The organism is Pseudomonas sp. TE12234 (genome assembly GCF_054061835.1).
The window spans coordinates 146,746-167,642 of the sequence record NZ_JBSSEP010000010.1; the positions used below are offsets into that span (position 1 = coordinate 146,746).

At 60.5% G+C, this 20,897-nt stretch carries 22 protein-coding genes, 1 tRNA gene and 1 riboswitch; of the genes, 5 read left to right on the forward strand and 18 right to left on the reverse strand.

Going from position 1 to position 20,897, the window contains the following annotated elements:
- The first annotated feature begins 87 nt into the window (after nt 1-87).
- Together ACVWYU_RS17310 and ACVWYU_RS17315 are read left to right on the forward strand one after the other, a co-directional pair.
- A complete protein-coding gene (locus ACVWYU_RS17310) occupies nt 88-246 on the forward strand; it encodes a KGG domain-containing protein (protein ID WP_090317327.1) in 159 nt (52 codons plus the stop codon).
- 72 nt (nt 247-318) lie between these two features.
- Nucleotides 319-822, forward strand: a complete 504-nt coding sequence (locus ACVWYU_RS17315; RefSeq protein WP_090317330.1) for a DUF4142 domain-containing protein — start codon at nt 319-321, stop codon at nt 820-822.
- Nucleotides 823-868: 46 nt separating this feature from the next.
- On the opposite strand, the gene ACVWYU_RS17320 is transcribed toward ACVWYU_RS17315, so the two are convergent.
- Entirely contained in the window at nt 869-1,279 is a 411-nt protein-coding gene (locus tag ACVWYU_RS17320) for a low affinity iron permease family protein (RefSeq protein ID WP_248915726.1), read from the reverse strand.
- Between the two features lie 165 nt (nt 1,280-1,444).
- Between ACVWYU_RS17320 and tam the strand changes: the two genes are divergently transcribed.
- Nucleotides 1,445-2,215: a trans-aconitate 2-methyltransferase gene (gene tam / locus ACVWYU_RS17325; protein ID WP_457373249.1), complete on the forward strand. Its 771-nt coding sequence runs from the start codon at nt 1,445-1,447 to the stop codon at nt 2,213-2,215.
- A gap of 299 nt (nt 2,216-2,514) precedes the next feature.
- On the opposite strand, the gene ACVWYU_RS17330 is transcribed toward tam, so the two are convergent.
- The 17 genes from ACVWYU_RS17330 to ACVWYU_RS17410 all read right to left on the reverse strand — a co-directional run bounded on the left by ACVWYU_RS17330 (nt 2,515) and on the right by ACVWYU_RS17410 (nt 19,485).
- Complete coding sequence (locus ACVWYU_RS17330) at nt 2,515-3,243, reverse strand: class I SAM-dependent methyltransferase (protein ID WP_457373250.1); 729 nt, start codon at nt 3,241-3,243, stop codon at nt 2,515-2,517.
- Nucleotides 3,244-3,398: 155 nt separating this feature from the next.
- On the reverse strand, nt 3,399-3,668 hold the full coding sequence (locus ACVWYU_RS17335; protein WP_090317341.1) for a short-chain dehydrogenase: 270 nt from the start codon (nt 3,666-3,668) through the stop codon (nt 3,399-3,401).
- 625 nt (nt 3,669-4,293) lie between these two features.
- Nucleotides 4,294-4,653 carry a helix-turn-helix domain-containing protein gene (locus tag ACVWYU_RS17340; protein WP_457373285.1) on the reverse strand — a complete coding sequence of 120 codons (360 nt, stop codon included), beginning with the start codon at nt 4,651-4,653 and terminating at the stop codon, nt 4,294-4,296.
- Between the two features lie 77 nt (nt 4,654-4,730).
- Nucleotides 4,731-5,138 carry a type II toxin-antitoxin system HicB family antitoxin gene (locus tag ACVWYU_RS17345; protein WP_090318374.1) on the reverse strand — a complete coding sequence of 136 codons (408 nt, stop codon included), beginning with the start codon at nt 5,136-5,138 and terminating at the stop codon, nt 4,731-4,733.
- A gap of 37 nt (nt 5,139-5,175) precedes the next feature.
- Entirely contained in the window at nt 5,176-5,355 is a 180-nt protein-coding gene (locus tag ACVWYU_RS17350) for a type II toxin-antitoxin system HicA family toxin (protein ID WP_457373251.1), read from the reverse strand.
- A gap of 294 nt (nt 5,356-5,649) precedes the next feature.
- Nucleotides 5,650-5,723 (reverse strand) — tRNA-Gly (locus ACVWYU_RS17355).
- 167 nt (nt 5,724-5,890) lie between these two features.
- Nucleotides 5,891-6,775 (reverse strand): alpha/beta fold hydrolase, encoded by an 885-nt coding sequence (locus ACVWYU_RS17360; RefSeq protein WP_247254758.1) that lies wholly within the window; start codon nt 6,773-6,775, stop codon nt 5,891-5,893.
- Nucleotides 6,776-7,085: 310 nt separating this feature from the next.
- Nucleotides 7,086-7,778, reverse strand: coding sequence for a pseudouridine synthase (locus tag ACVWYU_RS17365; protein ID WP_457373252.1), 693 nt, complete (start codon nt 7,776-7,778; stop codon nt 7,086-7,088).
- 33 nt (nt 7,779-7,811) lie between these two features.
- Nucleotides 7,812-8,030: a cysteine-rich CWC family protein gene (locus ACVWYU_RS17370; protein WP_457373253.1), complete on the reverse strand. Its 219-nt coding sequence runs from the start codon at nt 8,028-8,030 to the stop codon at nt 7,812-7,814.
- A 6-nt stretch (nt 8,031-8,036) separates the two neighbouring features.
- A complete protein-coding gene (locus ACVWYU_RS17375) occupies nt 8,037-9,524 on the reverse strand; it encodes a sensor domain-containing diguanylate cyclase (RefSeq protein ID WP_457373254.1) in 1,488 nt (495 codons plus the stop codon).
- Nucleotides 9,525-9,665: 141 nt separating this feature from the next.
- Nucleotides 9,666-11,444, reverse strand: a complete 1,779-nt coding sequence (gene atzF / locus ACVWYU_RS17380; RefSeq protein WP_457373255.1) for an allophanate hydrolase — start codon at nt 11,442-11,444, stop codon at nt 9,666-9,668.
- 25 nt (nt 11,445-11,469) lie between these two features.
- The gene (uca, locus tag ACVWYU_RS17385) at nt 11,470-15,114 is read right to left on the reverse strand and encodes an urea carboxylase (RefSeq protein ID WP_457373256.1); all 3,645 of its coding nucleotides are present in this window, start codon (nt 15,112-15,114) and stop codon (nt 11,470-11,472) included.
- Between the two features lie 286 nt (nt 15,115-15,400).
- Nucleotides 15,401-16,051 carry an urea amidolyase associated protein UAAP2 gene (locus ACVWYU_RS17390; protein WP_247254752.1) on the reverse strand — a complete coding sequence of 217 codons (651 nt, stop codon included), beginning with the start codon at nt 16,049-16,051 and terminating at the stop codon, nt 15,401-15,403.
- A gap of 11 nt (nt 16,052-16,062) precedes the next feature.
- Nucleotides 16,063-16,788, reverse strand: a complete 726-nt coding sequence (locus ACVWYU_RS17395; RefSeq protein ID WP_103405162.1) for an urea amidolyase associated protein UAAP1 — start codon at nt 16,786-16,788, stop codon at nt 16,063-16,065.
- Nucleotides 16,789-16,801: 13 nt separating this feature from the next.
- Entirely contained in the window at nt 16,802-17,590 is a 789-nt protein-coding gene (locus tag ACVWYU_RS17400) for an ABC transporter ATP-binding protein (RefSeq protein ID WP_090317374.1), read from the reverse strand.
- The gene (locus ACVWYU_RS17405; protein ID WP_090317377.1) at nt 17,587-18,402 is read right to left on the reverse strand and encodes an ABC transporter permease; all 816 of its coding nucleotides are present in this window, start codon (nt 18,400-18,402) and stop codon (nt 17,587-17,589) included. The genes ACVWYU_RS17400 and ACVWYU_RS17405 overlap by 4 nt, the downstream gene beginning before the upstream one ends.
- A 15-nt stretch (nt 18,403-18,417) precedes the next feature.
- Nucleotides 18,418-19,485 carry a putative urea ABC transporter substrate-binding protein gene (locus ACVWYU_RS17410; RefSeq protein ID WP_390959229.1) on the reverse strand — a complete coding sequence of 356 codons (1,068 nt, stop codon included), beginning with the start codon at nt 19,483-19,485 and terminating at the stop codon, nt 18,418-18,420.
- Nucleotides 19,486-19,546: 61 nt separating this feature from the next.
- Nucleotides 19,547-19,647: riboswitch (guanidine-I (ykkC/yxkD leader) on the reverse strand.
- A 278-nt stretch (nt 19,648-19,925) separates the two neighbouring features.
- Between ACVWYU_RS17410 and ACVWYU_RS17415 the strand changes: the two genes are divergently transcribed.
- Nucleotides 19,926-20,195, forward strand: a complete 270-nt coding sequence (locus tag ACVWYU_RS17415; protein WP_090317382.1) for a hypothetical protein — start codon at nt 19,926-19,928, stop codon at nt 20,193-20,195.
- 167 nt (nt 20,196-20,362) lie between these two features.
- On the forward strand, nt 20,363-20,806 hold the full coding sequence (locus ACVWYU_RS17420) for a hypothetical protein (protein WP_457373257.1): 444 nt from the start codon (nt 20,363-20,365) through the stop codon (nt 20,804-20,806).
- Nucleotides 20,807-20,897 lie beyond the last annotated feature (91 nt).

A 20,897-nucleotide genomic window follows, 5' to 3' on the forward strand; every position in this document is an offset into this window, starting at 1 on the left:
ATTTTTTTCTAAACCTTTTGCATCGCGCTAATTCAGATTCTATGCGGGCGTCAGCTCGCCGCGATCATCACCAAGAGGTAGAGAATCATGCCTAACTCAAGAAACTCGAACTCGGGAAGTTTCGCCAACGATCGAACCAAGGCGTCTGAAGCCGGTCGCAAGGGTGGGAAAACCACCACCACGACCGTCGATAAAGAACCAGCGAAACCCGACATGGGCCGCAAACCCGGACAAAAATCCAAGTAGTGGATGAAGGTGGTTTTGATTGAGAAGCGGGGGCGAAAGCTCCCGTTTGAATTTACTGAGGAGGGCGCGACCATGAAGTGGATGGCCACCCGAATACGCAACACCGGTTTCGCCACGTTACTGGGCCTGTGTGCCAGCACGGCCTTTGCCCAGTCCCCCGCCGAATTCATCAACGATGCATCGGCCCAGGGCATGGCCGATATCGAAGCCAGTCGCCTGGCGCACCAGAAGTCCGAATCCAAAGCGGTCAAGGACTACACCATCGTCGTGATCAACGACCGCACCACCGCCAACCAGCACCTGGCGAAAATCGCCAAACAGCTGAATCTGCCGGTGGCCCCGCGTGAACAAGTGGTCGACAAAGCCAAGGCCTTGATGCCGCAAGTCATGGAAGGCGCGAACTTCGATGAGGCCTATGCGGCCAGTCAGGTGCAGTCGACCGAAGAAGCCATCGCGCAGCTTCAGCAGGAAGCGCAAACCACGGACGTGCCTGAGATCAAGGCGTTCGCTGAAGAAACGTTGCCCAAGCTGCAAAATCACCTGCAGATGGCCAGGGCGTTGCAAGCCAGTCGTTAGGGCATTCGATCTCGCGGGCGGCGGGTTGCCGCCCGCGCAATGACCTTCAGCACTTGTTCAGATCCTGTTTGTTGTTCTCTTCGACGACCGTGCCATCAAGGGAAATCGTTTCGCCTTCGCCAAGCTGCCGATACTGCTTTCTCAGCGCTTCCAGCTCCTTGAGATCCAGTGCTTCGAGACCCAGCATCGCGTTCTGTGCCTCTTTCGTTACTCGCAACAGTTCATCGACTTTCAAATGCAGAATGTCCGTATCGCGGTTTTGCGTGTTCTGGATCAGGAACACCATCAGGAAGGTGATGATGGTGGTCGAGGTGTTGATGATCAGTTGCCAGGTATCGTTGAAATGGAAGATCGGCCCGCTCAGCCCCCACAGGAAAATCAGAATGATCGCCCCCAGGAAGGTCCTGGGGCTGCCGGCCCACAGGGCGAGTTTCTGTGCAATTTTTGCGAACTTCATGGCCGTGTTCCTCATCTGAAGGCACCTGAATTTCAGACAGTGGGGGCGGGATGAAAATTCGATGGGCGTGGCGGGGCGACGCAAAAGGCTGTTTTCTGAAACCACTGGTTGTGCCTGGCGCGGTATCGTAGCGGTCCGAGGACAACGCACCGACAGGAGAACGCAATGAGTTGGTCCGCCAAACAGTACGTCGCTTTTGAAGATGAACGCACCCGTCCCGCCCGTGATCTGCTAGCGGCCATTCCCGCCAGTGATGTGCGCTCGGCGATCGATATCGGATGTGGTCCCGGCAACTCGACCGAGTTGCTGGTGGAACGCTTTGCCAACGCCACGGTGCGCGGGCTGGACAGTTCAACCGACATGATCGAGGCCGCCCGCAAGCGATTGCCGCAGGTGCAGTTCGATATCGCGGACATTGATCGCTGGAACGAAACCGGCCCATTCGATGTGATTTTCGCCAATGCGGTGTTGCAGTGGCTGCCGGATCACGCCACGTTGCTGCCTTCACTGGTGAACAAACTTGCACCTGGTGGCAGCCTGGCGATCCAGATGCCGGACAATCTCAATGAACCCTCCCATCGCTTGATGCGCGAAGTGGCGGCGAGTGGTCCCTGGGCCACCAAACTGACTGGCGCTGCCGGGCAACGCACGCAGATGGACGATGCCAGCGGCTACTACTCCATGCTCAAACCACACTGCAGTCGGGTCGATGTGTGGCGTACCACTTACCATCATCCACTCGCAGGCGGTGCGTCGGGCGTGGTCGAGTGGTTCAAGGGCAGCGGTTTGCGGCCATTCCTCGAGCCACTGGATGAGGCCGAACGTGCTGAATACCTGAAGCAGTATCACGCCGCGATCGAACAGGCTTATCCGGCGCAGGCTGATGGTTCGGTGCTGTTGCCGTTTCCGCGGTTGTTTCTGGTGGCGACGCGCTGATGTGAAAAAAGGGACAGATGACCTTGAGCGTCATCTGTCCCTTTTCTTGCCCGTCCGAATCATTGCTGCGGCTTGTTCTTTTTCGAGCGGCGGGCGCTCAAGTATTCAAATGCAAACGAGGCAAAGCCGAACAACCCGATCAATGAAATGATCATGATCCCCAACTCTGAATTGGCCATGTTGATCTCTTGGCGAAAGGTGAGCCTGGAGCATAAGGCATCTGCCATCGGGCTCAACGCAGCGCTATTGCTTCTTTACGGGCGTGCGCGGATCTATACGCAAACAATACAAGTGCCCGTTCAGCGTTGAACACCAACCAGCAACATCATCGGCCGTTCGCGTTCTTCGGCCAGCGCGGGTTGCGCTGCCACCTCGGCATCGGTGGGGCCCCATTCATTGACGTGCTGGATGCTGAAGCCTGCGGCGATCAGCATGTTGAGCAAGGTGCCGAGGGTTCTATGTTGCTTGATCACACCCTCGGCCAGCCAGTTGGTCACGCGCTCGCCTTCCCTCTGATAGCCATCCACCGGCCAGCTCTTGCGGCCCTCGGCATCGGTGATCCAGCCCGGATTACGCGGCGCCATGAAGATCGGATGCTCGATGGAGAACACGAAACGCGAGCCGGGCTTGAGGGCCGCGTGGACATTCGCGAACAATCCCGGCAGGTCCTTGATGTAGTGCAGGGCCAGAGAACTGTAGGCCAGGTCGAAACGGGCGGCCGGCAGGTCAAGGTGTTCCAGGTCAGCGCGTTCGTAACGGATGTTGGACGCCGACGTGGTCTTGCGTGCCTGCTCCAGCATTTTCTCCGACACATCCAGGCCCAGTACCTTGTCGGCGCCTTGCTCGCTCGCCCAGCGGCAGAACCAGCCATAACCGCAACCCAGGTCGACCACGTTCAGGCCCTGCATCGGCGGCAGCATCGATTTCAAGGCAGGCCATTCCGGCGCGGCGTCGAGACCACTGATCGAGCGGGCCATCTGGCTGTAGCCTTGGAAGAAACCGGGGTCGTCGTAGATGTTTTGAGTCATGGTGGGGATGCTCTTTTTGAGGTCGTTCGACAGGCATTTGAACGCCGAAAGACTTGTGGGAGCGAGCTTGCTCGCGATGACGGTTGCACGTTCAACGACTGAGTAGCCTACCCGTCCGTCCGCTATCGCGACCAAGCCCGTTCCTACAGGTTAGGTCAGGACGATTCTCCATCCATGCGCCGAGCGATGACATCCAGTACGTCGCAACCATCACGCAATGGTATGCAGCACAACAACGCGAAGTCGCTGAGGATGACCGAGTCGCTGGTGATATCTCCCCGCATCGCGAAGTTTTCGAGGATCTGCGTCACAGCGCCAATTCTGTAGCGGGCGGTGGTGAGCAGTGAGTGCAGGGGTTGGGTGGTGTTGACGTAGAGGGAGGGGAGATCGTCGGCGTTGCTGGTTAAAGCCATAAATTCTTTCATGAGTGATTTCCATGGAGAGGAGAAGACCTACCACTCAATCGTCGCCAAACAATAGGGTGGTAGCTGTACGCGGGTTGGCGAACCGGGCCATGGTAAACCGGCAGACCCTAGGGTCTCCCACGCACAGCCACCAGAAAACAGGTAGCCAATTGCGTTCAAAAGCGCTCCGAGAAACACTCGGAGGCTCCTGTACCAAGGCATCGAGTCGCCAAACCCGATACGCCATTTGGGCGCGCTCGGACTATAGGTCTCATGACAAAGGCACAGCAACGCGCAAGTGTACGGAGATTTCCGAGTGTCGTGTAGGACGTTGCTTTTTTTGATAATTCGCCTTGGTCATGGTTTTTAAAACTTGGATGTGCGTCCACTTTGGCGGGTGTTTCTCTAATCTCCACCCATAAAAAAACCGGTCACTTGGACTAATGCCAGTCAGTTAAGGACGAACACTGTACCTGTGGCGAGCGAGCTTGCTCGCGCTGGGGCGCGAAGCGGCCCCAAAAAATGGGACTGCTACGCAGTCCAGCGCGAGCAAGCTCGCTCGCCACAGGTTACTGATTGCTCGCTCTATCTCTTAACTGATCGGCATTAGCCACTTGGACTGGCTTTTAAGTCTCTGCATCTCCTGTCAGGCAACACCCGCAAGCAAACTTTCATAAGGGATGCGTAGCCCGTCGTGCAGGCGCTTGATCATCGACAGACTCAATTTACGCTTGCGATTGAGCACTTCGGACACACGTCCGCTCGTACCGATGAACGGTTCCAGATCACGAGGCGTCAGGCCTTGTTGGTCCATGCGGAACTTGGTTGCCTCAATCGGATCGGAGGGCGGCGTGGGATAATGCTCGTCTTCGTACTTTTCAATGAGCAGCGCAAGAATTTCCAGCTCATCGCCTTCCGGAGAGCCGACTTCCGAGCCCCACAACTGCTCAACGCGAGCAAATGCAGCGGTCAGGTCTTCTTGGCTGCGAATAGGTTTAATGTCCATCATACGGTCTGCGCGTTGATCTGATCGTACTGGAAAAACCCTGCCGCGAGGGCCGGTCGAAATCTCTGAAAAAACCATCAACTCTGCTGCAACACCTTGAGCGCCGCCGACGCCAGAAAGCCCGAACGGCTCTTCTCTTCCGGATGGTGCAGTACGTACTCATCGATTCGGTTGAGCAGGTAGCCAGGCAATGTGATGTTCAGTTTCTGGGCCTTGCCCAGGTATTTGGTAACGTCAATGTCCACCAATGCCCACGTACAGCCCGCATATTTCGGATTGGCTGCGTGCAGAGTGACTTTGTTGGCAGGCGGAATGGGTGAACCGTCCTCGGCCAGAATCTCGAAATGGCCTTCAATGGCTTCCCGGGCCATGGCCATTGCGTCGTCCAGATCGTCCCCGGCGGAAAAGCATCCCGGAATGTCAGGGACTTCCACGCCCCAGGCGTGCTCGTCGTCGCCCATTGATATCGCAATTGGGTACAGCATGTTCATTGTCCTCCGAGGACTCAGCGCGTCGGGCTCGTTAAAGCAGCGCCTGTTGCAAAATACTGATGGCCGTTTTCTTCAGCAGATCTTTTTTCGGATGAGGGACCGTCACCAAGCCCGGCTTGGTCGGATGCTTGAAGTGATGATGGCTGCCTTTGATACGTACCAGATACCAACCGTCCGCCATGATTTGGCTTATCAAAAATCGGCTGTTCACATCACCTCCGTGTGGCGTGCTTGTGGTTACTATACCTACTGAATTTGTGTAATCAACACTATACCTACCAAATCTTCCTGGCTTGGTGGAATGGAGATAGAAATCGAGTCTAGGAGGGAGCTGCGGCAACGGCTTTGGGTCAGTCTGAATTTATGTGGTCTGTGTATTGCGAGGTTTTTTCGTGAGCAACGTCGCCCGAATTCCTGGCATAAAAAAACCGGTCACGAAGGACCGGTTTTTTCTGTCTCAACATCCCCCGTCAAAACCTTCTTAACGTGAGACCCAAATTTGATGTGGAGCGGGTGAAGGGAATCGAACCCTCGTTATCAGCTTGGGAAGCTGGAGTAATGCCATTATACGACACCCGCTCAGAGCGGTGACTTTGTACCAGATACAGCTGGGGATTTGAAGTTTTTCTTTGCGTGGGGCGGGTTTAACGCAGACAGACCCTGTGGCGGTCTATCGCGGGCAAGCCTCGCACGTGCAGGAATGCAATTAACGCTGCGGGGCGAAGCTTGCTCGCGATGACTCTGTTTCAGATTGCCAATGCATGGTGGTCCTGAACGTAGTGGTAACGCGGTCGGCTTTCGTGCTGTGCCGGTTTCAGGAACCCGAGCAGTGCGTTGCGGCTGTCCCGGCAGGCGGCTTTGTGCTCCATGTCGAGAAAGTGGCCGGTGGCCTCCAGCGTCGTGAAGGTGGCATGTTGCACGTGGTCGGCGAACAACCGGGCGCCTTCGGCGGCGGTGTATTCGTCCCATTCGCCATTCATGAACAGCACCGGCACGTTGATTTTCTGCGCGGCCTTGAAGAAGCACTGGCGATCACTGTGCAGCAGGTCGCTGATGTGGAAATGCATCTGCCCGTATTCGTGATCGGCCAGGCTGCTCACGTGCCGGTAGTTGAAGCGCTTGAACAGCGTCGGCAAGTGTTTGCCGATGGTGCTGTTTACCAGGTTGCCGACCCGGTCGCCGTCGCGGCTGCCGAGGTAATCCACACCACGCTCGAGGTAATCGAGCATGTGCGCGTTGATCTCCGGCGAGAACGAGCTGATCACGGCTTTTTCGATGCGCCGAGGCTGGTGGGCGAGTGCGACCAGTGTCGCGGCGCCACCCCAGGAAAACGACAGCACGTGTTCGGCGGCGAAGTGGTCGATCAGCTCCAGGAGGATCTGCCCTTCGACTTCCTTGGTCAGCAATTTCTCATGCAGGTTGTGGGCTTTTGACTTGCCCGCGTAGGGCTGGTCGTAGCAGACCACATTGAACTGCGGGTGGAGGTTTTTCACGGTTTGTGCAAACGACGCAGTCGTGGCCATCGAGCCGTTGACCAGAATAATGGTCTTCTCTGCGGCGTCTGCGCGATAGAACTCCGTGTAAACCCGATACTGACCCTGTATATCCAGCACAGCGATTTCTGGCCTCATGTCATAAGACTCCTGGCAAGCGGGTATGCGCGCAAAAGAGATTGCACGAGCTTTGTGACAGGTAGGCATACGCCTGGAATTTGAGAGGCCCATGTCGATCCGTTACGGCAGGTCGACGGGTATTATTATTGGCGGGCAGTTTGCCGGGGAGGCGGAACCTGAAGGTTCTCTACCGGCAAAAAGTTTCTTAGAAGTATGTTGTGACTCGTCAGTCACATTTCGGCTGACGACCTGATTCAAGCAGGGGAGACGCGATCACGCAAGTGCCGTTGGTAAATTGTTCGACAACTTCTGCTCAGCGGTAGGCGGCTTAGATCCTTTCGATCTCATCGACGCTCAGCGGGCGGTATTCGCCCGGTTTCAGCGCCTCATCAAGCACCAGAGGGCCCATGCGTTCGCGATGCAGGCGCAGGACTTTGTTGTCGAAGTGACCGAACATGCGCTTGACCTGGTGATAACGGCCTTCGACGATGCTCAGTCGCGCCGATTTTGGCCCCAGCAGCTCCAGTCCGGCGGGTTGGGTGGTGAGGTCTTCGAAGGCGAAGTACAGGCCTTCGCTGAATTTGAGCGCGTACTCGGGGCCGATTTCCTGTTCGGTTTCGACGTAATAGACCTTTGGCAACTTGGTCTGCGGTTGAGTCAGGCGCCGCGACCAACTGCCGTCGTTGGTGATGAGCATCAGGCCGGTGGTATTGAAATCCAGGCGGCCGGCGATGTGCAGTTCGTCCTTGTCCGGCTCGTGGATCAGGTCGAGCACCGTCGGGTGCTGCGGGTCACGGGTGGCGCTGACGCAACCGGCGGGCTTGTGCAGCATGAAGTGGCGAAGCGGCTTGCCGGCCTGCAGCACGTGCTCGTCGACCTCGACGCGGCTGAACTCACGGACTTCGGCATGCGGGTCGCTGGTGATTTTTCCGTCAATCCGAACGCGTTTTTCCACCAGCAACAGGCGCACCTGCTTACGGTTGAAGCAGGGCAGGTTGCTGAGGAAGCGGTCGACGCGCATGGCTAAGGATCGGCGAAAAAGGGGCCGCGCATCTTACTCGATTGGCCGGGGCGCTGCTTGCAACTGCGCCTCGACGGCGGCGCAACGCGGGCACAGACACGACGCGTTGCGCAGTTCGGGCGGCAATGCTTCGAGTACCGCCGGATCGATGCTGACGCCGTAGCACCAACACGCGCGGTCAGCGGTTCGCGGGTCCGCCAGGGTGCAGTCATTGGGCGCACCGCAGGCCGGGCAGAGTTCAGGCTGATTCATGATGGGTTAGCCATAGACGGATTGAGGCATTTCCACGCAGGTACGATTGCGGCCGGATTGTTTGGCCCGATACATCGCATGATCGGCCCGCGACAGCAGGGTGTGCAAGGTGTCGTCGTCCTGCAGGGTGGTCAGGCCGATGCTGACCGTCAGGTGCAGGCTACTGCCGTTGTAGGCATAGCGCTGCTGTGCCACATGCTGGCGGATTTTTTCGGCGATCATCAGACCGGTCTCACCGTCGGTGTCCTTGAGCAGCACGATGAATTCTTCACCGCCCCAGCGGCAGACAATGTCGGAGTGGCGCAGGCAGCTCTCCAGGTCCCGGGCGAAGCCGATCAGCACCTTGTCGCCGGCCAGGTGGCCGTAGGTGTCGTTCAACGCCTTGAAGTGGTCCAGGTCCAGCAGCAGCGCGCTCAGCGGCTTGGGTTCGCGCTGGGCTTCGTGCATCGCTTGTGCGGCGAGCAGGTCGAAGCCGCGGCGGTTGGGCAATTCGGTCAGGCTGTCGAGGGTGGCCTGGGCCTGGATCTTGTCCTGATAACGTTTGATCACACGGTTGAGCAGTGCGAGCACGGTCAGCGTGACGATCAGGCAGATCAGCAGGTTGAGGTACAGCGAGCGACGGATGTCACTGAGGTCGCCGTCTTCGAGTTTGTCGACGAACAAATACCAGTTCAGCTCGGGAATGAACCGCACATTGAGGAAATGCCCCTGGCCCTGACCGGAATATTCATAGCTGCCGCTGTGGGGTTTGGGCAGCTGACTGACGAGGTTTTTCATGCTGTCGATTTCGCTCAGCGGTTGGCCGACCCGGGCGCCTTGCGGGCCACCCTCGGCACCGGTCAGTACCAGGCGTCCGAAGGTGTCGACGAAATACACGCTGCGCTGGTAGTGCTGCTGGTACTTGTCGATCAGCTTGATCACCGCATCGACGGTCAGGCCTACACCGGCGGCACCGATGAAGCGGTTGTTGTAGTCGTAGACCTTGTAGTTGATGAACACGGTCAGGTTGTCTTTGTTGGCCAGGTCGGGGTCGACATTGATCTCGTAGGGATCCTTCATGTCACGCACCCGGAAGTACCAGGCATCGCGGGGTTCGGTGGCCTTGACCTGCTTCAATACGCCCTTGGCGTGGTAGTAGGTCAGGCTGGTGTCGGAGACGAAAAACGCCGTGTAGGCGCCGTAATGGGTCATGACCTCGTCGAGGTAGCGGGTCATCTGGTCGGGGTCGCGTTCGCCGTTGACCACCCAGTCGCGCATAAAGGTGTCACGGGACATCATCGAGGAAATCAGGATCGGTCGGACCAGGTCTTTCTGGATTTCCGAGTAGACCGTGTCCGACGTCAGCGGCAATTCGGTGTTGACGATGTTGTCGCGGATCGACGTTCGCGAAGCGTAATAACTGAGAAAGGAAGTGGCCAGGAAGCCTGCGCCCAGCAACGCAATCAGCGTGAGAATCAACGAGCGTTGAGAATACAGCGGCGAGCGGGGCGACATGACAATTCCGTTGGCAGTGGTCCGATGGCAAGCATTCTAATGGCACGGCGGGGAAATAACTGCCCCATGTGTGCCGCGAATGGTCGTCAATCCTGCCCGGATCTTGCAGGAGCGAGCCAGCTCGCTCCTGCAGGTTCACTGTCAGACGAGGCTTTTCAGATAGGCCCGCCACCCGCCGAAATGACTGATGTCCACCGCACCCTCCAACCCGTACGCCTCGCAGATAAAGCCACTCTCCCAACGACCATCCGCCAGTTGCACCTTGCCCAGGCCCAGCGGTGCCGGAATGCCAGTCAGGAACGAGCCCAATTCACTGCTCGGCAATTCCCACACCTCCACGGCAATCGCCACGCCGCCTTCCTTCACCCGAACCATGCCCGGACGAAACGGCGGGCCGCCGGCCAGGGCGTGCAGTTGATAGTCAGGCGAACTCTGGGTGGTTTCGACCAGCCGAGCCCCACGGCGCTTCAGTTGCCAGTTCAGTGCCAGGCCATCAAGGTGCGCGCCGCAAACCACCAGCCGCGCACGGTCGTGGCGGGCCGCTGTCGTCGGTGCCGGCTCGGTTGTGCCTTGCTGGCGCTGCAAGCCCGCCGCCACGCTTAACAGGTACTGATCGGTGAACGCCCGCCCGAACAGCGTCACGCCCCACGGCAGGCCATTGCCCATGAAACCGCTGGGCACGGCGACGGCGGCGTAATCGAGCAGGTTCATGAAGTTGGTGTAGTAGCCGAGTTCCGAGTTGCGCAGCACCGGTTCGGCTTCAAGCTCCGCCAGCGTGACGGGGCGGCCGATGGTAGGCGTGAGCACGCAATCAAGACCTTCCAGTGCCTTGTCACACAGGGCTTTGAGCGCTTGCAGCCGATACTGGGCGCGGAAGGTTTGCACCCCGCTGACCGCCGGGGCCTTGGCCAGCACAGCGCGGATCACCGGCAGCACGGCCTCGGGGTTCTGTTCCATGAGTTCGCCCGCGACGCTGTAGCGCTCGGCCACCCACGGGCCTTCGTACAGCAGGCGCGCGGCTTCGAGGAACGGCGACAGATCCAGTTCCACGGCTTCACCGCCCAGGGCCTTGAGTTGCTCGACGGCCTTGGCGAACAACAGCGGGCCTTCAGTGCAGCCGAAGAATTCCAGGTCCTGGGATCGCGGCACACCGAAACGAAATGGACGCAGTGCGCCGAAGGCCGAGCCGTCATTCCACAACGGGTTGCTGCGGCTGTACTCGTCCCGTGGGTCGAGGTGCGCAGTGAGCGCCAGCAGCTGACTGGCTTCGCGCGCGGTGGCGGTGAAGGTGGTCACGCAATCGAGGGTGCGACAGGCCGGCACTACCCCGGCGGTGGAGATCAGCCCCTTGGTTGCTTTGAGCCCCACCAGATTGTTCAGTGCTGCCGGCACGCGCCCCGATCCCGCGGTGTCGGTGCCCAGGGCAAAACTCGCCACACCGAGGGCCACGGCCAGCGACGATCCGGCGCTGGAGCCGCCTGACGGATACTCCGGCAACACGCTGTTCGGGCATGCGCCATAGGGCGAACGACTGCCATTGAGGCCGGTGGCGAACTGGTCAAGGTTGGTCTTGCCCAGTGGCACCGCGCCCAGCGCCAGCAGTTGCTCGACGATGGTCGCCGAGCGCTGCGGCACATAAGCGAAAGCCGGGCAGGCCGCCGTGGTCGCAATGCCCGCCAGATCAATGTTGTCCTTGATCGCGAACGGCACGCCGTACAGCGGCAGGCTGTCGATATCGCGACCGTCGAGGGCGGCGAGGTAAGGTTCCAGTTCTTCGACACTGAGCAAGTGGATGAACAGGTGATAGTCCGGGTTCAGCGCCGCGGCTTTGTCTCGCAGGCTCAGCAGCAATTGCCGGGGCGTGGTGCTGCCGTCGCGGTAAGCGTTGCGCAGGGCGTCGAGTTGCAGATCGATGTTCATGACGTTCGTCCTTTTCCAAATGGGTTCAGTCGAGTTCCAGCACCACGACGCGTTGTCCGGCACGCACCGCCGAACCCGGCTGCACGCGAATCTCCCGCACCACGCCGGCCATGGGCGCGAGCAGCGGGATTTCCATTTTCATCGACTCCAGAATCACCAGGACATCACCGGCCTCGACTCGCGTGCCGGTTTCCACCTGGACCTGCCAGAGGTTGCCGGCGATGTGGCTGTCGACGCTCTGCTGACCGCTGGCCAGCGGTGCGTCTTCGGTCGTTTCCGCGACCAGGTCCTCACTGTCGAAATGCGCCTGGCCGCTGGCGATCCAGCGTTCGCGCTCGGCGTTGAAAGCGCCCTGTTGCTGGCTGCGAAACGCCTCGATGGTCTCGGCTTCCCGGGCCAGAAACGCCTGGTAGTCGGCGAGGTTCAACTGACTGTGCTCGATGTTCAGGTCGAAACGTCCGAGGGGGAAATCCCGACGGATGCGCAGCAGTTCATCGGCGCTCACCGGGTAGAAACGGATCTGGTCGAAGAATCGCAGCAACCACGGTTTGCCATCGAACGCGGCGACTTCGCGGTAGCGATTCCACATCTGCAGCGTGCGTCCGACGAACTGATAGCCGCCGGGGCCTTCCATGCCGTACACGCACATGTAGGCGCCACCGATGCCCACCGAGTTCTCGGCGGTCCAGGTACGGGCCGGGTTGTACTTGGTGGTCACCAGGCGATGGCGCGGATCGAGCGGGGTGGCGACCGGTGCGCCGAGGTATACATCGCCCAGGCCCATCACCAGATAGCTGGCGTCGAACACCGTGCGCTGCACTTCATCGAGGTTCGGCAGGTCGTTGATGCGCCGGATGAACTCCAGATTGCTCGGGCACCAGGGGGCGTCCTTGCGCACGGTGGTCATGTATTTCTCGATCGCCAACTGGCACGCCGGGTCGTCCCAGGACAGGGGCAAGTGGACGATGCGCGACGGCACTTGCAGGTCTTTGGCCGCGCACACCGCGTCCCATTCGCCGGCGACGATGCCCAGCAGATCGGCCAGCGGCAGTTGCTCGGGCTGGTAGTGCACTTGCAGCGAGCGGATACCCGGTGTCAGGTCGATCACGCCTTGCAGCTGTTTGCTTTCCAGCGCCTGCATGAGGGCGTGGGCGCGGAAGCGCAGGACGAGGTCAAGTTCGGCGGCGCCGATTTCCAGCAGCAGGTGAGTATCACCGGATAGGCGCGCCACCAACCGCGTATCGTCCTGCCCAATGTCCAAAACCACAGGCGACACAACCCCCTGTGGGAGCGAGCCTGCTCGCGATGACGGCATGTCATTCAGGATTGATCTGTCTGATACACCGCTATCGCGAGCAAGCTCGCTCCCACATTGATCCCATTTCAACACGAGGTGGCGGGCGGTTTTGATATCGACCGGCACAAACTGCACCTTGTCCCCGGCCTTGAGCTGCCCCAGCTGCCACAGATCCGCTTCGATCACCGTCACCGGGCACACAAAACCACCAAGGCTCGGGCCATCGGGGCCGAGGATCACCGGCATGTCTCCGGTGAAATCCACGGCGCCGATGGCATACGGATTGTCATGGATGTTCGAGGGATGCAGGCCGGCTTCACCGCCATCCGCGCGCACCCACTCGGGTTTGGGCCCGATCAGGCGAACGCCGGTTCGGCTGGAGTTGAAATGCACTTCCCACTGCGTCGCGAAGAAGGTGCCGATGTAGTGTTCGGTGAAGTACTCCGGGGCGCCATGGGGACCGTAGATCACGCGGATCTGCCGCACGACAGGCAACTCGGTGACCTGATGTTCAGGCAGTTGCGCACCGACACTGCGGTCATCCAACGCCGGTACATGCAACACATCACCCGCCCGCAAGGCACGACCGCCATGACCGCCAAACTGGCCGAGGGTGAAGGTGCTTTTGCTGCCCAGGTAATCCGGAACCTGCAAGCCGCCACGCAGGCACAGATAGCTGCGTGCGCCGGCCCCGGCGATGGTGCCGAGACTCAAGGCAGCGCCGGCCGGCACCAGCAGCGCCGTGTTCATCGGTACTGATTCACCGTTCAGCGTCAGCGGAATCACCGCCCCGGTCACCGCGACCACCGCGTCGCAATTGAAGCGCAGCAACGGTCCGCTCATGGTGATTTCCAGCGCCGCAGCGCCTTCCTCGTTACCCAGCAACAGGTTGCCCAGGCGCAAGGCACGACTGTCCATCGGCCCCGATGGCGGTACGCCCACTGCCCAATAGCCGAGGCGCCCCGGATAGTCCTGAACGCTGGTCTGGGTGCCGGCACTCAATACTTCGAAGGTGTTGGCCTGATACACCAGGCCTTCCAGGCAGCGGGTCCACGGCTGGCCGCTGGCGAAAGGCGCGTCGAGCAGAATCTGCCGCAGGTAATCGCGGTTGGTTTCCACACCGTAGAGCAGGCTGTCGCCCAAGGCTTGATGCAGATCGGCGCGGGCCTGTTCGCGTGTCGGTGCCCAACTGATGACCTTGGCGATCATCGGGTCGAAGTACGGCGGGATCTCGCAACCGGCCTCGACCCAGGTGTCGATGCGCAGTTGTACACCGTTGGCGGCGGGAAAATTCACCGCCGTCAGCAAGCCTGGACTGGGTTGAAAATCCCGGCCCGGATCTTCCGCATACAAGCGCGCCTGAATCGCATGACCTTCCGGCTGCAATCCCTGACACAAAGCTTGCAGCGGCGGCAAATCACCGGTCGCCAGTTGCACCATCCAGCGCACCAGATCGACACCCCACACCTGCTCGGTAACGCCGTGCTCCACCTGCAGACGGGTGTTCACTTCAAGGAAATAGAAGCGCTGGGCATCGCTGTCGAACACGAACTCGACGGTGCCGGCGCTGCGGTAATTCACCGCTTTGGCCAGTTTGATTGCCGCTGCGCAGAGCTCATCGGCCATGCCGTCGGGCAGGTTCGGCGCCGGGGTTTCTTCGAGGACTTTCTGGTTGCGCCGCTGTACCGAGCAGTCGCGTACGCCAAGTGCGATGACCTCGCCACGGCCATCGCCGAACACCTGCACTTCCAGGTGCCGGGCGCGCTGGATGTACTTCTCGATGAACACGCCAGCGTCACTGAAGTTGTTCTGCCCGAGGCGCTTCACGGCCTCGAAGGATTCGCTCAACTCGGCCGCGCTGCGGCACACGCGCATGCCGATTCCACCACCGCCGGCGGTGCTTTTGAGCATGACCGGATAGCCGACGTGCTCGCCGGCGACCAGTGCCGCGTCGAGGCTGTCGAGCAACTCGGTGCCTTCAAGCATCGGCACGCCGTGCTGCCTGGCCAGGGCGCGGGCGGTGTGCTTGAGACCGAATACGCGCAGTTGCTCTGGCGTCGGGCCGATAAACGCTATGCCGGCGGTTTCGCAGGCTTCGGCGAACGCGGCGTTTTCCGACAGAAAACCATAGCCGGGATGAATCGCCGTGGCGCCAGTGGCGTGGGCGATGGCGAGGATTTTTTCCACCGCCAGATAGGTGCCGGCCGCAGCGCCTTCACCGAGGCTGTGGGCTTCATCGGCCTGCAGGATGTGCAGGCTGGCGGCATCGGCTTCGGAGTAAACGGCAACGCCCTGGACTTGCAGGTCGCGCAAGGTACGCAGGATGCGGCAGGCAATGGCGCCACGGTTGGCGATCAGGACTTTTTCGAACATGGCATAGCCCCTGAAGGGGATGCGGGCCGTCCCGCAGTTTTTCGATGAGCGCCGGGGTCGTCCCCGACGGAAAAATCTTTTTTCTTCAACGCTGACCCCTGTAGGAGCGAGCCTGCTCGCGATGGACGTGAACGATTACGCGTAGCACCAGATGCCCAGCGGTGGCTTCTGGTTTTTCGCGAGCAGGCTCGCTCCTACAGTGGCTGGTGGTGCTCTTTAGGTTTGAGGCACTGCCCTGAACGGGCCTGGCACAGGGCAAACAACCAGCGGCGCAAACGGCTGAGGTTCAGTTCCATACCAGCAGCTCCGCAGGCGTCGGGTTGTAGGCGTTGCACGGGTTGTTCAGTTGCGGGCAGTTGGAGATCAGCACGATCACGTCCATCTCGGCCCGCAGGTCGACGTATTTGCCCGGCGCGGAAATGCCGTCCTCGAAGGTCAGGCCACCGTCAGCGGTGACCGGCACGTTCATGAAGAAGTTGATGTTCGGCCCGATGTCGCCCTTGCCCAGGCGCCCGTCGTGCACGCAGGCGCGCAGGTAGTTGTCGCGGCAGCTGTGCATGTAGCGTTTTTCCAGGGCGTAACGCACGGTGTTGCTCTCTTGGGCGCAGGCGCCGCCGAGGGTGTCGTGACGGCCGCAGGTGTCGGCGACGATGGTCAGCATCGGCTTGCCGAGGTTGGAATACAGCACGCTGCCGGTGCTCAGGTACACGCTGTTTTGCCGACGCAAGGTGCGTTGCACGTCGTAGCGTTCTTTCGGGTTGGCGACGCTGTAGAACAGGGTGTCGACGGCCTGGTTGCCTTCCAGATCGAGGATGCGCAGGGTCTGGCCGGCCTTGACCTCCATCAGCCAGGGTTCGCCGGCGGGGATGGTGGCGCGGTAGATCGCGGTTTCTGGCTGCCGGTTTGGGGTAGCGGTGGTGGCGATGGCGAGTGACATGGCAGCGATCCTCAGGCGAACAGACGGTCGGTGTTGATGAAGCCGCGCTCATTTTCCGGGCGCGAAGTGCGGCAGTGTTCGGCGACGCTGGCGTCGGCGTTCATCCAGCTGAGCTTCAGTGGTTTCGGCGCATAGTCTGGCGATGGGTCCATCGGGTGTTGCAGGGCGGTGAGCACCACCAGGGTGTCCATCGGCGCGTACAGCTCGATGTAATCGCCAGCCTTCGAGTTGCCTTCGACGAAGTGGAAACGCCCGGCATCGTCGACGTTCACCCGGCTGAACAGATTGAGGGTCATCAGCAGGTCCGACAGGCCCAGCCCCCACTTGCCCAGCTCCACCAGCAGGTTGTCGGTGCCGTTGCGGAAGAAGCCGTTGCGCAGTTCCTGATAGCGGCCGGCGCCATACTTTTGTGCGACTTCTTCAGCGCACAGTACGCCACCGAGGCTGTCGCTCCAGCCACAGGTGTCGGCGGTGATGGCGGCCAGTACGCGACCCATGTCCGAGTACAGGCAATGACCGGCGGTGAGCTTGGCGGTGTGCTGGCATTTGAGGCTGTCGGGCAGGTTCAGGCGTTCGGTTTTTTCATTGGCGTTGAGCAGTGTCAGGCTGACGTTGGCGCCGCCGCGCAGGTCGGTCAGGCGCAGCAGTTGGCCGCGCTTCAAGACGAAGGAGCGATGGCCGCCGCCAGGGAGCATTTCTTCGGCGAACGGTGGGAACAGTTGAGTCGAATCGGTCATTTTCAAAATTCCTCTAAGCGATGCGAAGCGTGCCTGCCAGCGTGGCCGGCAGGGCGTCGACGGCGGCACGTTGGGCGCGGCGGTCGCTGTTCAAAGGGATGTCGTAGGTGATGCGCGCGCCATAGGCACCGGGGGCGTGCGGGTCGACGCGGACCTTGTCGAACACCAGCAGGCGCGTGCCGAGGCTGAAGCCTTCGGACAGGTCATGGGTGACCATGAACACCGTCAGTCGGGTCTCGCGCCACAGCTCCAGCAGCAAGGCGTGCATGTCTTTGCGTATGCCCGGATCGAGGGCGCCGAACGGTTCGTCGAGCAACAACACCCGCGGCTTCATGATCAGCGCCTGGGCAATGGCCAGCCGTTGTTGCATGCCGCCGGAAAGCTGCGCCGGGTACTTGTCCAGCGAGTGCCCGAGACCGACTTTGTGCAGCAGCACCGCAGCCTGTTCCCGCGCCTCACGCTTGGCGCTGCCGAACAGGCGCCCGAGCAACGGCGAGCGCGGCAGTTCGAGGCCCAGGGCGACGTTGTCCAGTACGCTCAGGTGCGGGAACACCGAGTAGCGTTGGAACACCACGCCACGGCTGGCGTCCGGTTCACCGGCCAGGGGCTGGCCGTCGAGCAGGATTTCGCCGCGACTGGCGCGCTCCTGGCCCAGCAACAGGCGCAGGAAGGTCGACTTGCCGCAACCGGACGCGCCGACCAGGGTGCAGAACTCACCCTCATTGATGTTCAGGTTCAGGCCTTCGAGCACCACCTGATCGGCGTATTGCTGCCAGACGTTTTTAACGGTGATGTAACTCATTTGGCGGCCCCCTCGTACCAGGGAAACGCGCGACGGGTCAGGTATTTGAGCCCCCAATCCATCAGCCAGGCGAGCAGGGTGATCCACACCACGTAGGGCAGAATCACATCCATGGCCAGGTAGCGGCGCACCAGGAAGATCCGGTAACCGAGGCCGTCGGTGGAGGCGATGGCTTCGGCGGCAATCAGGAACAGCCACGCCGAACCGAGCATCAGGCGCAGCGAGATCAACAGGCGCGGCAGCAATTGCGGCAGCACTACACGCAGCATCAGGGTCCAGGTCGAGGCGCCCAGGGTCTGGGCCTTGATCAGCAACTCCACGGGAATTTCCCGGGCGCGCTGTTCCAGGTCACGGGCCAGGGCGGGGGTAATGCCGATCACGATCAGCATCACCTTCGACAATTCCCCCAGGCCGAAGACGATGAACAGGATCGGCAGGATTGCCAGCGGCGGCACCATCGACAGCACCGTCAGCAGCGGTGACAACGGCGCGCCGAACAACGGCAGGGTGCCAGCGGCCATGCCCAGGCACAGCCCGGCCAGCGCGCTGATGCCCAGGCCGATGCCCAGGCGACGCAGGCTGGAGGCCGTGTCCTGCCACAGTACGTACTCGCCGGTGCGGCTGTCGGCGACGAAGGCCAGGCGTTTGACCGCGTCGGTCATCTGCACGGCGCTGGGCAGCAACTTGTCGTTGGGGTTGTCCGTCAGTCGCTCGGCCGAGCCCATGAAGTAGGCGAACAGCACCAGAGCGAACGGCAGGATCACCAACAGCAGGCGACTCGGGTGATCCGGATGACGATTGATCAGGCGCATGGCCAGGTCCTCTTCTTACAGCTTGGCGTCGGCGGCCATCTGCACGTAACTCGGATCGAAGCGCAGCTTGAGGTTGCCCTTGTCGCCACTGGTCACGCCGTTGGCGAAGGCCATGCCGACCGCGCTGGTGTCCTTGGCGCCTTCACCCAGCAAGCCGTGCTGGAATGAGAATTCGGCGACCCGGCGCATGGTTTCCGGCAATTGCTTGCTGGTGGAAAACGCCAGGGCTTCCTGGGGGGTGGCGAACAATTTGGTGGTGTCCAGTTGCGCCTGGAAACCGGCCAGGTCAGTGCCCGAGGCTTTGGCCATGTGCTCCAGTGCGGCTTTGCTCGCGGCGTTTTTTTCGCTCATCAGTTCGACGACTTCGAACCAGGCGCCGGTCAGGGCTTTGCCCAGGGCCGGGTTGTCTTTGAGGGTCTGAGAGTTGACCACCATCATGTCCATGATTTCGCCGGGGATCTGGCTGGAGTTGAACACTTCGGTCACTGCAGGCTTGGCCTTGATGTCCGAGAGCATCGGGTTCCAGGTGGTCACGGCCTTGACCTGATCGGTGTTGAAGGCCGCCGAGATATCGGCATCGGAGGTGTTGACCACCTTCAAGTCTTTCTCGGTGAGGTCCACCGAATCCAGGGCACGGGCCAGCAGGTAGTGGGACACCGACAGTTCGACGAGGTTGACGTCCATGCCCTTGAGGTCGGCGACTTTCTTGCCTTCGCCCTTGAGCACGATGCCGTCATTGCCGTTGGAGAAGTCGCTGACGATCAGCGCCGTGCTGTCGACGCCACCGGCGGCAGGGATGGTCAGGGCGTCCATGTTGGTCATGGTGCAGCCATCGAACTGGCCGGCGGTGTACTGGTTGATCGATTCGACATAGTCATTGAGCTGCACCACATCGATCTTGATGCCGTACTTCTTGGCCCATTTGTCGACGATGCCTTGGCTGCCGGCGTATTCCCAGGGCATCCAGCCGGCATAGATGGTCCAGCAGACGCTGAAGTGGTCTTTTTGCGCGGCGTGGGAAGAAAGGCTCACGAGGGCGGCGAAGGCAGCGGCGAGCAAGGCGGGTAAACGAAGCTGGGACATGATGGTTCTCCAGTTGATCAAGGGCGGACAGGAGGCAACGCGGCACCGTGAACGGTGGCTTGTCTCCCGGGCTTTTGTCCCGCCGTGTAACCTCAACTGGAGGTCGCCAACTCTCGGACCAGTCACTCGCGATTGCGAGCCGGAACCCTAGTCAGCCATTGCAAATTGTGGTGCCGCGAACCTGTGGTGACTCCTGCACGCCTTTGTTAAAGCGAGAGCCGTGCCAAGTCGCTTGAAGCGCTCTGGCATGCGGGTGAGGCGACAGGTGCCGGGGAAAACAGGGGGGGCGGGTTGCCTTGTGATGGTGCGTACGCGCACCGCAATGGGACGTGCCGGCCACTGATCCGAAGGCCGGCAGGGCGCTGCACTCGGTCGCGGATTGCGAGTCAAAACAGGTGTCAGTCGGTTTGTTCCGACGGCGGGTCTTTCAGGAGGCCGCCATGTTTCGTCGAGTGTTGCTGGTCGTTGTGCTCGGTCTGGGGCTTTGCGGCTGTTATTACTACGCCGGCTCCTACGATGTGTATTCCGCGCCTTATTACTACCCTGGCTACGCGCCTTATTACTATCCAGGCTACGCGCCTTATTCCTACTATTACGGTCCCGGTTACTACTACGCAGGTCCCCGTTTCTATGGTGGCTATCGCTATTACTACTGGGGCGGGCACGGCTCGCGTTATTACCGCGGTGGATACCACGGTGGTCACCACTAATCAGCGGCTGAATGGATGAAAAACTTTTAATTCACGAGATGTTTCAAGTTGTTACTGAATCGCACCAGATCCGGAATTTGATGTCAGATGTTTCGACAGTCACCGAATCATTGACTGTCGCCTGCCAGCGTCGCTGGTGTGGCTCACCCGCGGTCCAGGAGGCCGCCATGCTCTATCAAAAAAAGCTGCGTCGAATTCTACTGATTGCTGTGTTGGGATTGTCCGTGGGTGGATGCGTGGCTTATCCCGATGGAGGAGACGGTTACTACAGTTCCGAGGTCTACAGCTCGCCAGCGCCGGCCTATTACGCCGGTGGTGCGTACTATTCCAATGGCGGCGGTTACTACTCGCCACCGGCGCGCTATTACGTGCCGCCTGCGCGGTATTACCAGCCAACCCCGCGTTATTACCCGCAACCGCGGGTCTATCAGCCGGCCCCGCGTTACTACCCGGCACGTGCAGATTACCGGGCGTATGAGAATCATGGCTGGGACGGTCGTAACCGCGGCAATTGGGACAATGACCACCGTGGTGGCGGACGTGACCACAATCACGACGACCGGGGTGACCGTAACGGTCGGGGCAATCACGACGGCCGGGGTGACCGTTAAGCTGACTTAAACGAAATTCCCCTGTAGGAGCGAGCTCGCGAGGGTGGTTCAGTCACCGCTGTGTTGACTGACACAGCCTCGATCGCAAGCT

Bases quoted from the DNA above. Each gene is read 5' to 3' on its own strand.
- ACVWYU_RS17310 (WP_090317327.1), top strand. From the start codon at position 88: ATGCCTAACTCAAGAAACTCGAACTCGGGAAGTTTCGCCAACGATCGA.
- ACVWYU_RS17315 (WP_090317330.1), top strand. From the start codon at position 319: ATGAAGTGGATGGCCACCCGAATACGCAACACCGGTTTCGCCACGTTA.
- ACVWYU_RS17320 (WP_248915726.1), bottom strand. From the start codon at position 1,279: ATGAAGTTCGCAAAAATTGCACAGAAACTCGCCCTGTGGGCCGGCAGC.
- tam (WP_457373249.1), top strand. From the start codon at position 1,445: ATGAGTTGGTCCGCCAAACAGTACGTCGCTTTTGAAGATGAACGCACC.
- ACVWYU_RS17330 (WP_457373250.1), bottom strand. From the start codon at position 3,243: ATGACTCAAAACATCTACGACGACCCCGGTTTCTTCCAAGGCTACAGC.
- ACVWYU_RS17335 (WP_090317341.1), bottom strand. From the start codon at position 3,668: ATGAAAGAATTTATGGCTTTAACCAGCAACGCCGACGATCTCCCCTCC.
- ACVWYU_RS17340 (WP_457373285.1), bottom strand. From the start codon at position 4,653: ATGGACATTAAACCTATTCGCAGCCAAGAAGACCTGACCGCTGCATTT.
- ACVWYU_RS17345 (WP_090318374.1), bottom strand. From the start codon at position 5,138: ATGCTGTACCCAATTGCGATATCAATGGGCGACGACGAGCACGCCTGG.
- ACVWYU_RS17360 (WP_247254758.1), bottom strand. From the start codon at position 6,775: ATGAGGCCAGAAATCGCTGTGCTGGATATACAGGGTCAGTATCGGGTT.
- ACVWYU_RS17365 (WP_457373252.1), bottom strand. From the start codon at position 7,778: ATGCGCGTCGACCGCTTCCTCAGCAACCTGCCCTGCTTCAACCGTAAG.
- ACVWYU_RS17370 (WP_457373253.1), bottom strand. From the start codon at position 8,030: ATGAATCAGCCTGAACTCTGCCCGGCCTGCGGTGCGCCCAATGACTGC.
- ACVWYU_RS17375 (WP_457373254.1), bottom strand. From the start codon at position 9,524: ATGTCGCCCCGCTCGCCGCTGTATTCTCAACGCTCGTTGATTCTCACG.
- atzF (WP_457373255.1), bottom strand. From the start codon at position 11,444: ATGAACATCGATCTGCAACTCGACGCCCTGCGCAACGCTTACCGCGAC.
- uca (WP_457373256.1), bottom strand. From the start codon at position 15,114: ATGTTCGAAAAAGTCCTGATCGCCAACCGTGGCGCCATTGCCTGCCGC.
- ACVWYU_RS17390 (WP_247254752.1), bottom strand. From the start codon at position 16,051: ATGTCACTCGCCATCGCCACCACCGCTACCCCAAACCGGCAGCCAGAA.
- ACVWYU_RS17395 (WP_103405162.1), bottom strand. From the start codon at position 16,788: ATGACCGATTCGACTCAACTGTTCCCACCGTTCGCCGAAGAAATGCTC.
- ACVWYU_RS17400 (WP_090317374.1), bottom strand. From the start codon at position 17,590: ATGAGTTACATCACCGTTAAAAACGTCTGGCAGCAATACGCCGATCAG.
- ACVWYU_RS17405 (WP_090317377.1), bottom strand. From the start codon at position 18,402: ATGCGCCTGATCAATCGTCATCCGGATCACCCGAGTCGCCTGCTGTTG.
- ACVWYU_RS17410 (WP_390959229.1), bottom strand. From the start codon at position 19,485: ATGTCCCAGCTTCGTTTACCCGCCTTGCTCGCCGCTGCCTTCGCCGCC.
- ACVWYU_RS17415 (WP_090317382.1), top strand. From the start codon at position 19,926: ATGTTTCGTCGAGTGTTGCTGGTCGTTGTGCTCGGTCTGGGGCTTTGC.
- ACVWYU_RS17420 (WP_457373257.1), top strand. From the start codon at position 20,363: ATGCTCTATCAAAAAAAGCTGCGTCGAATTCTACTGATTGCTGTGTTG.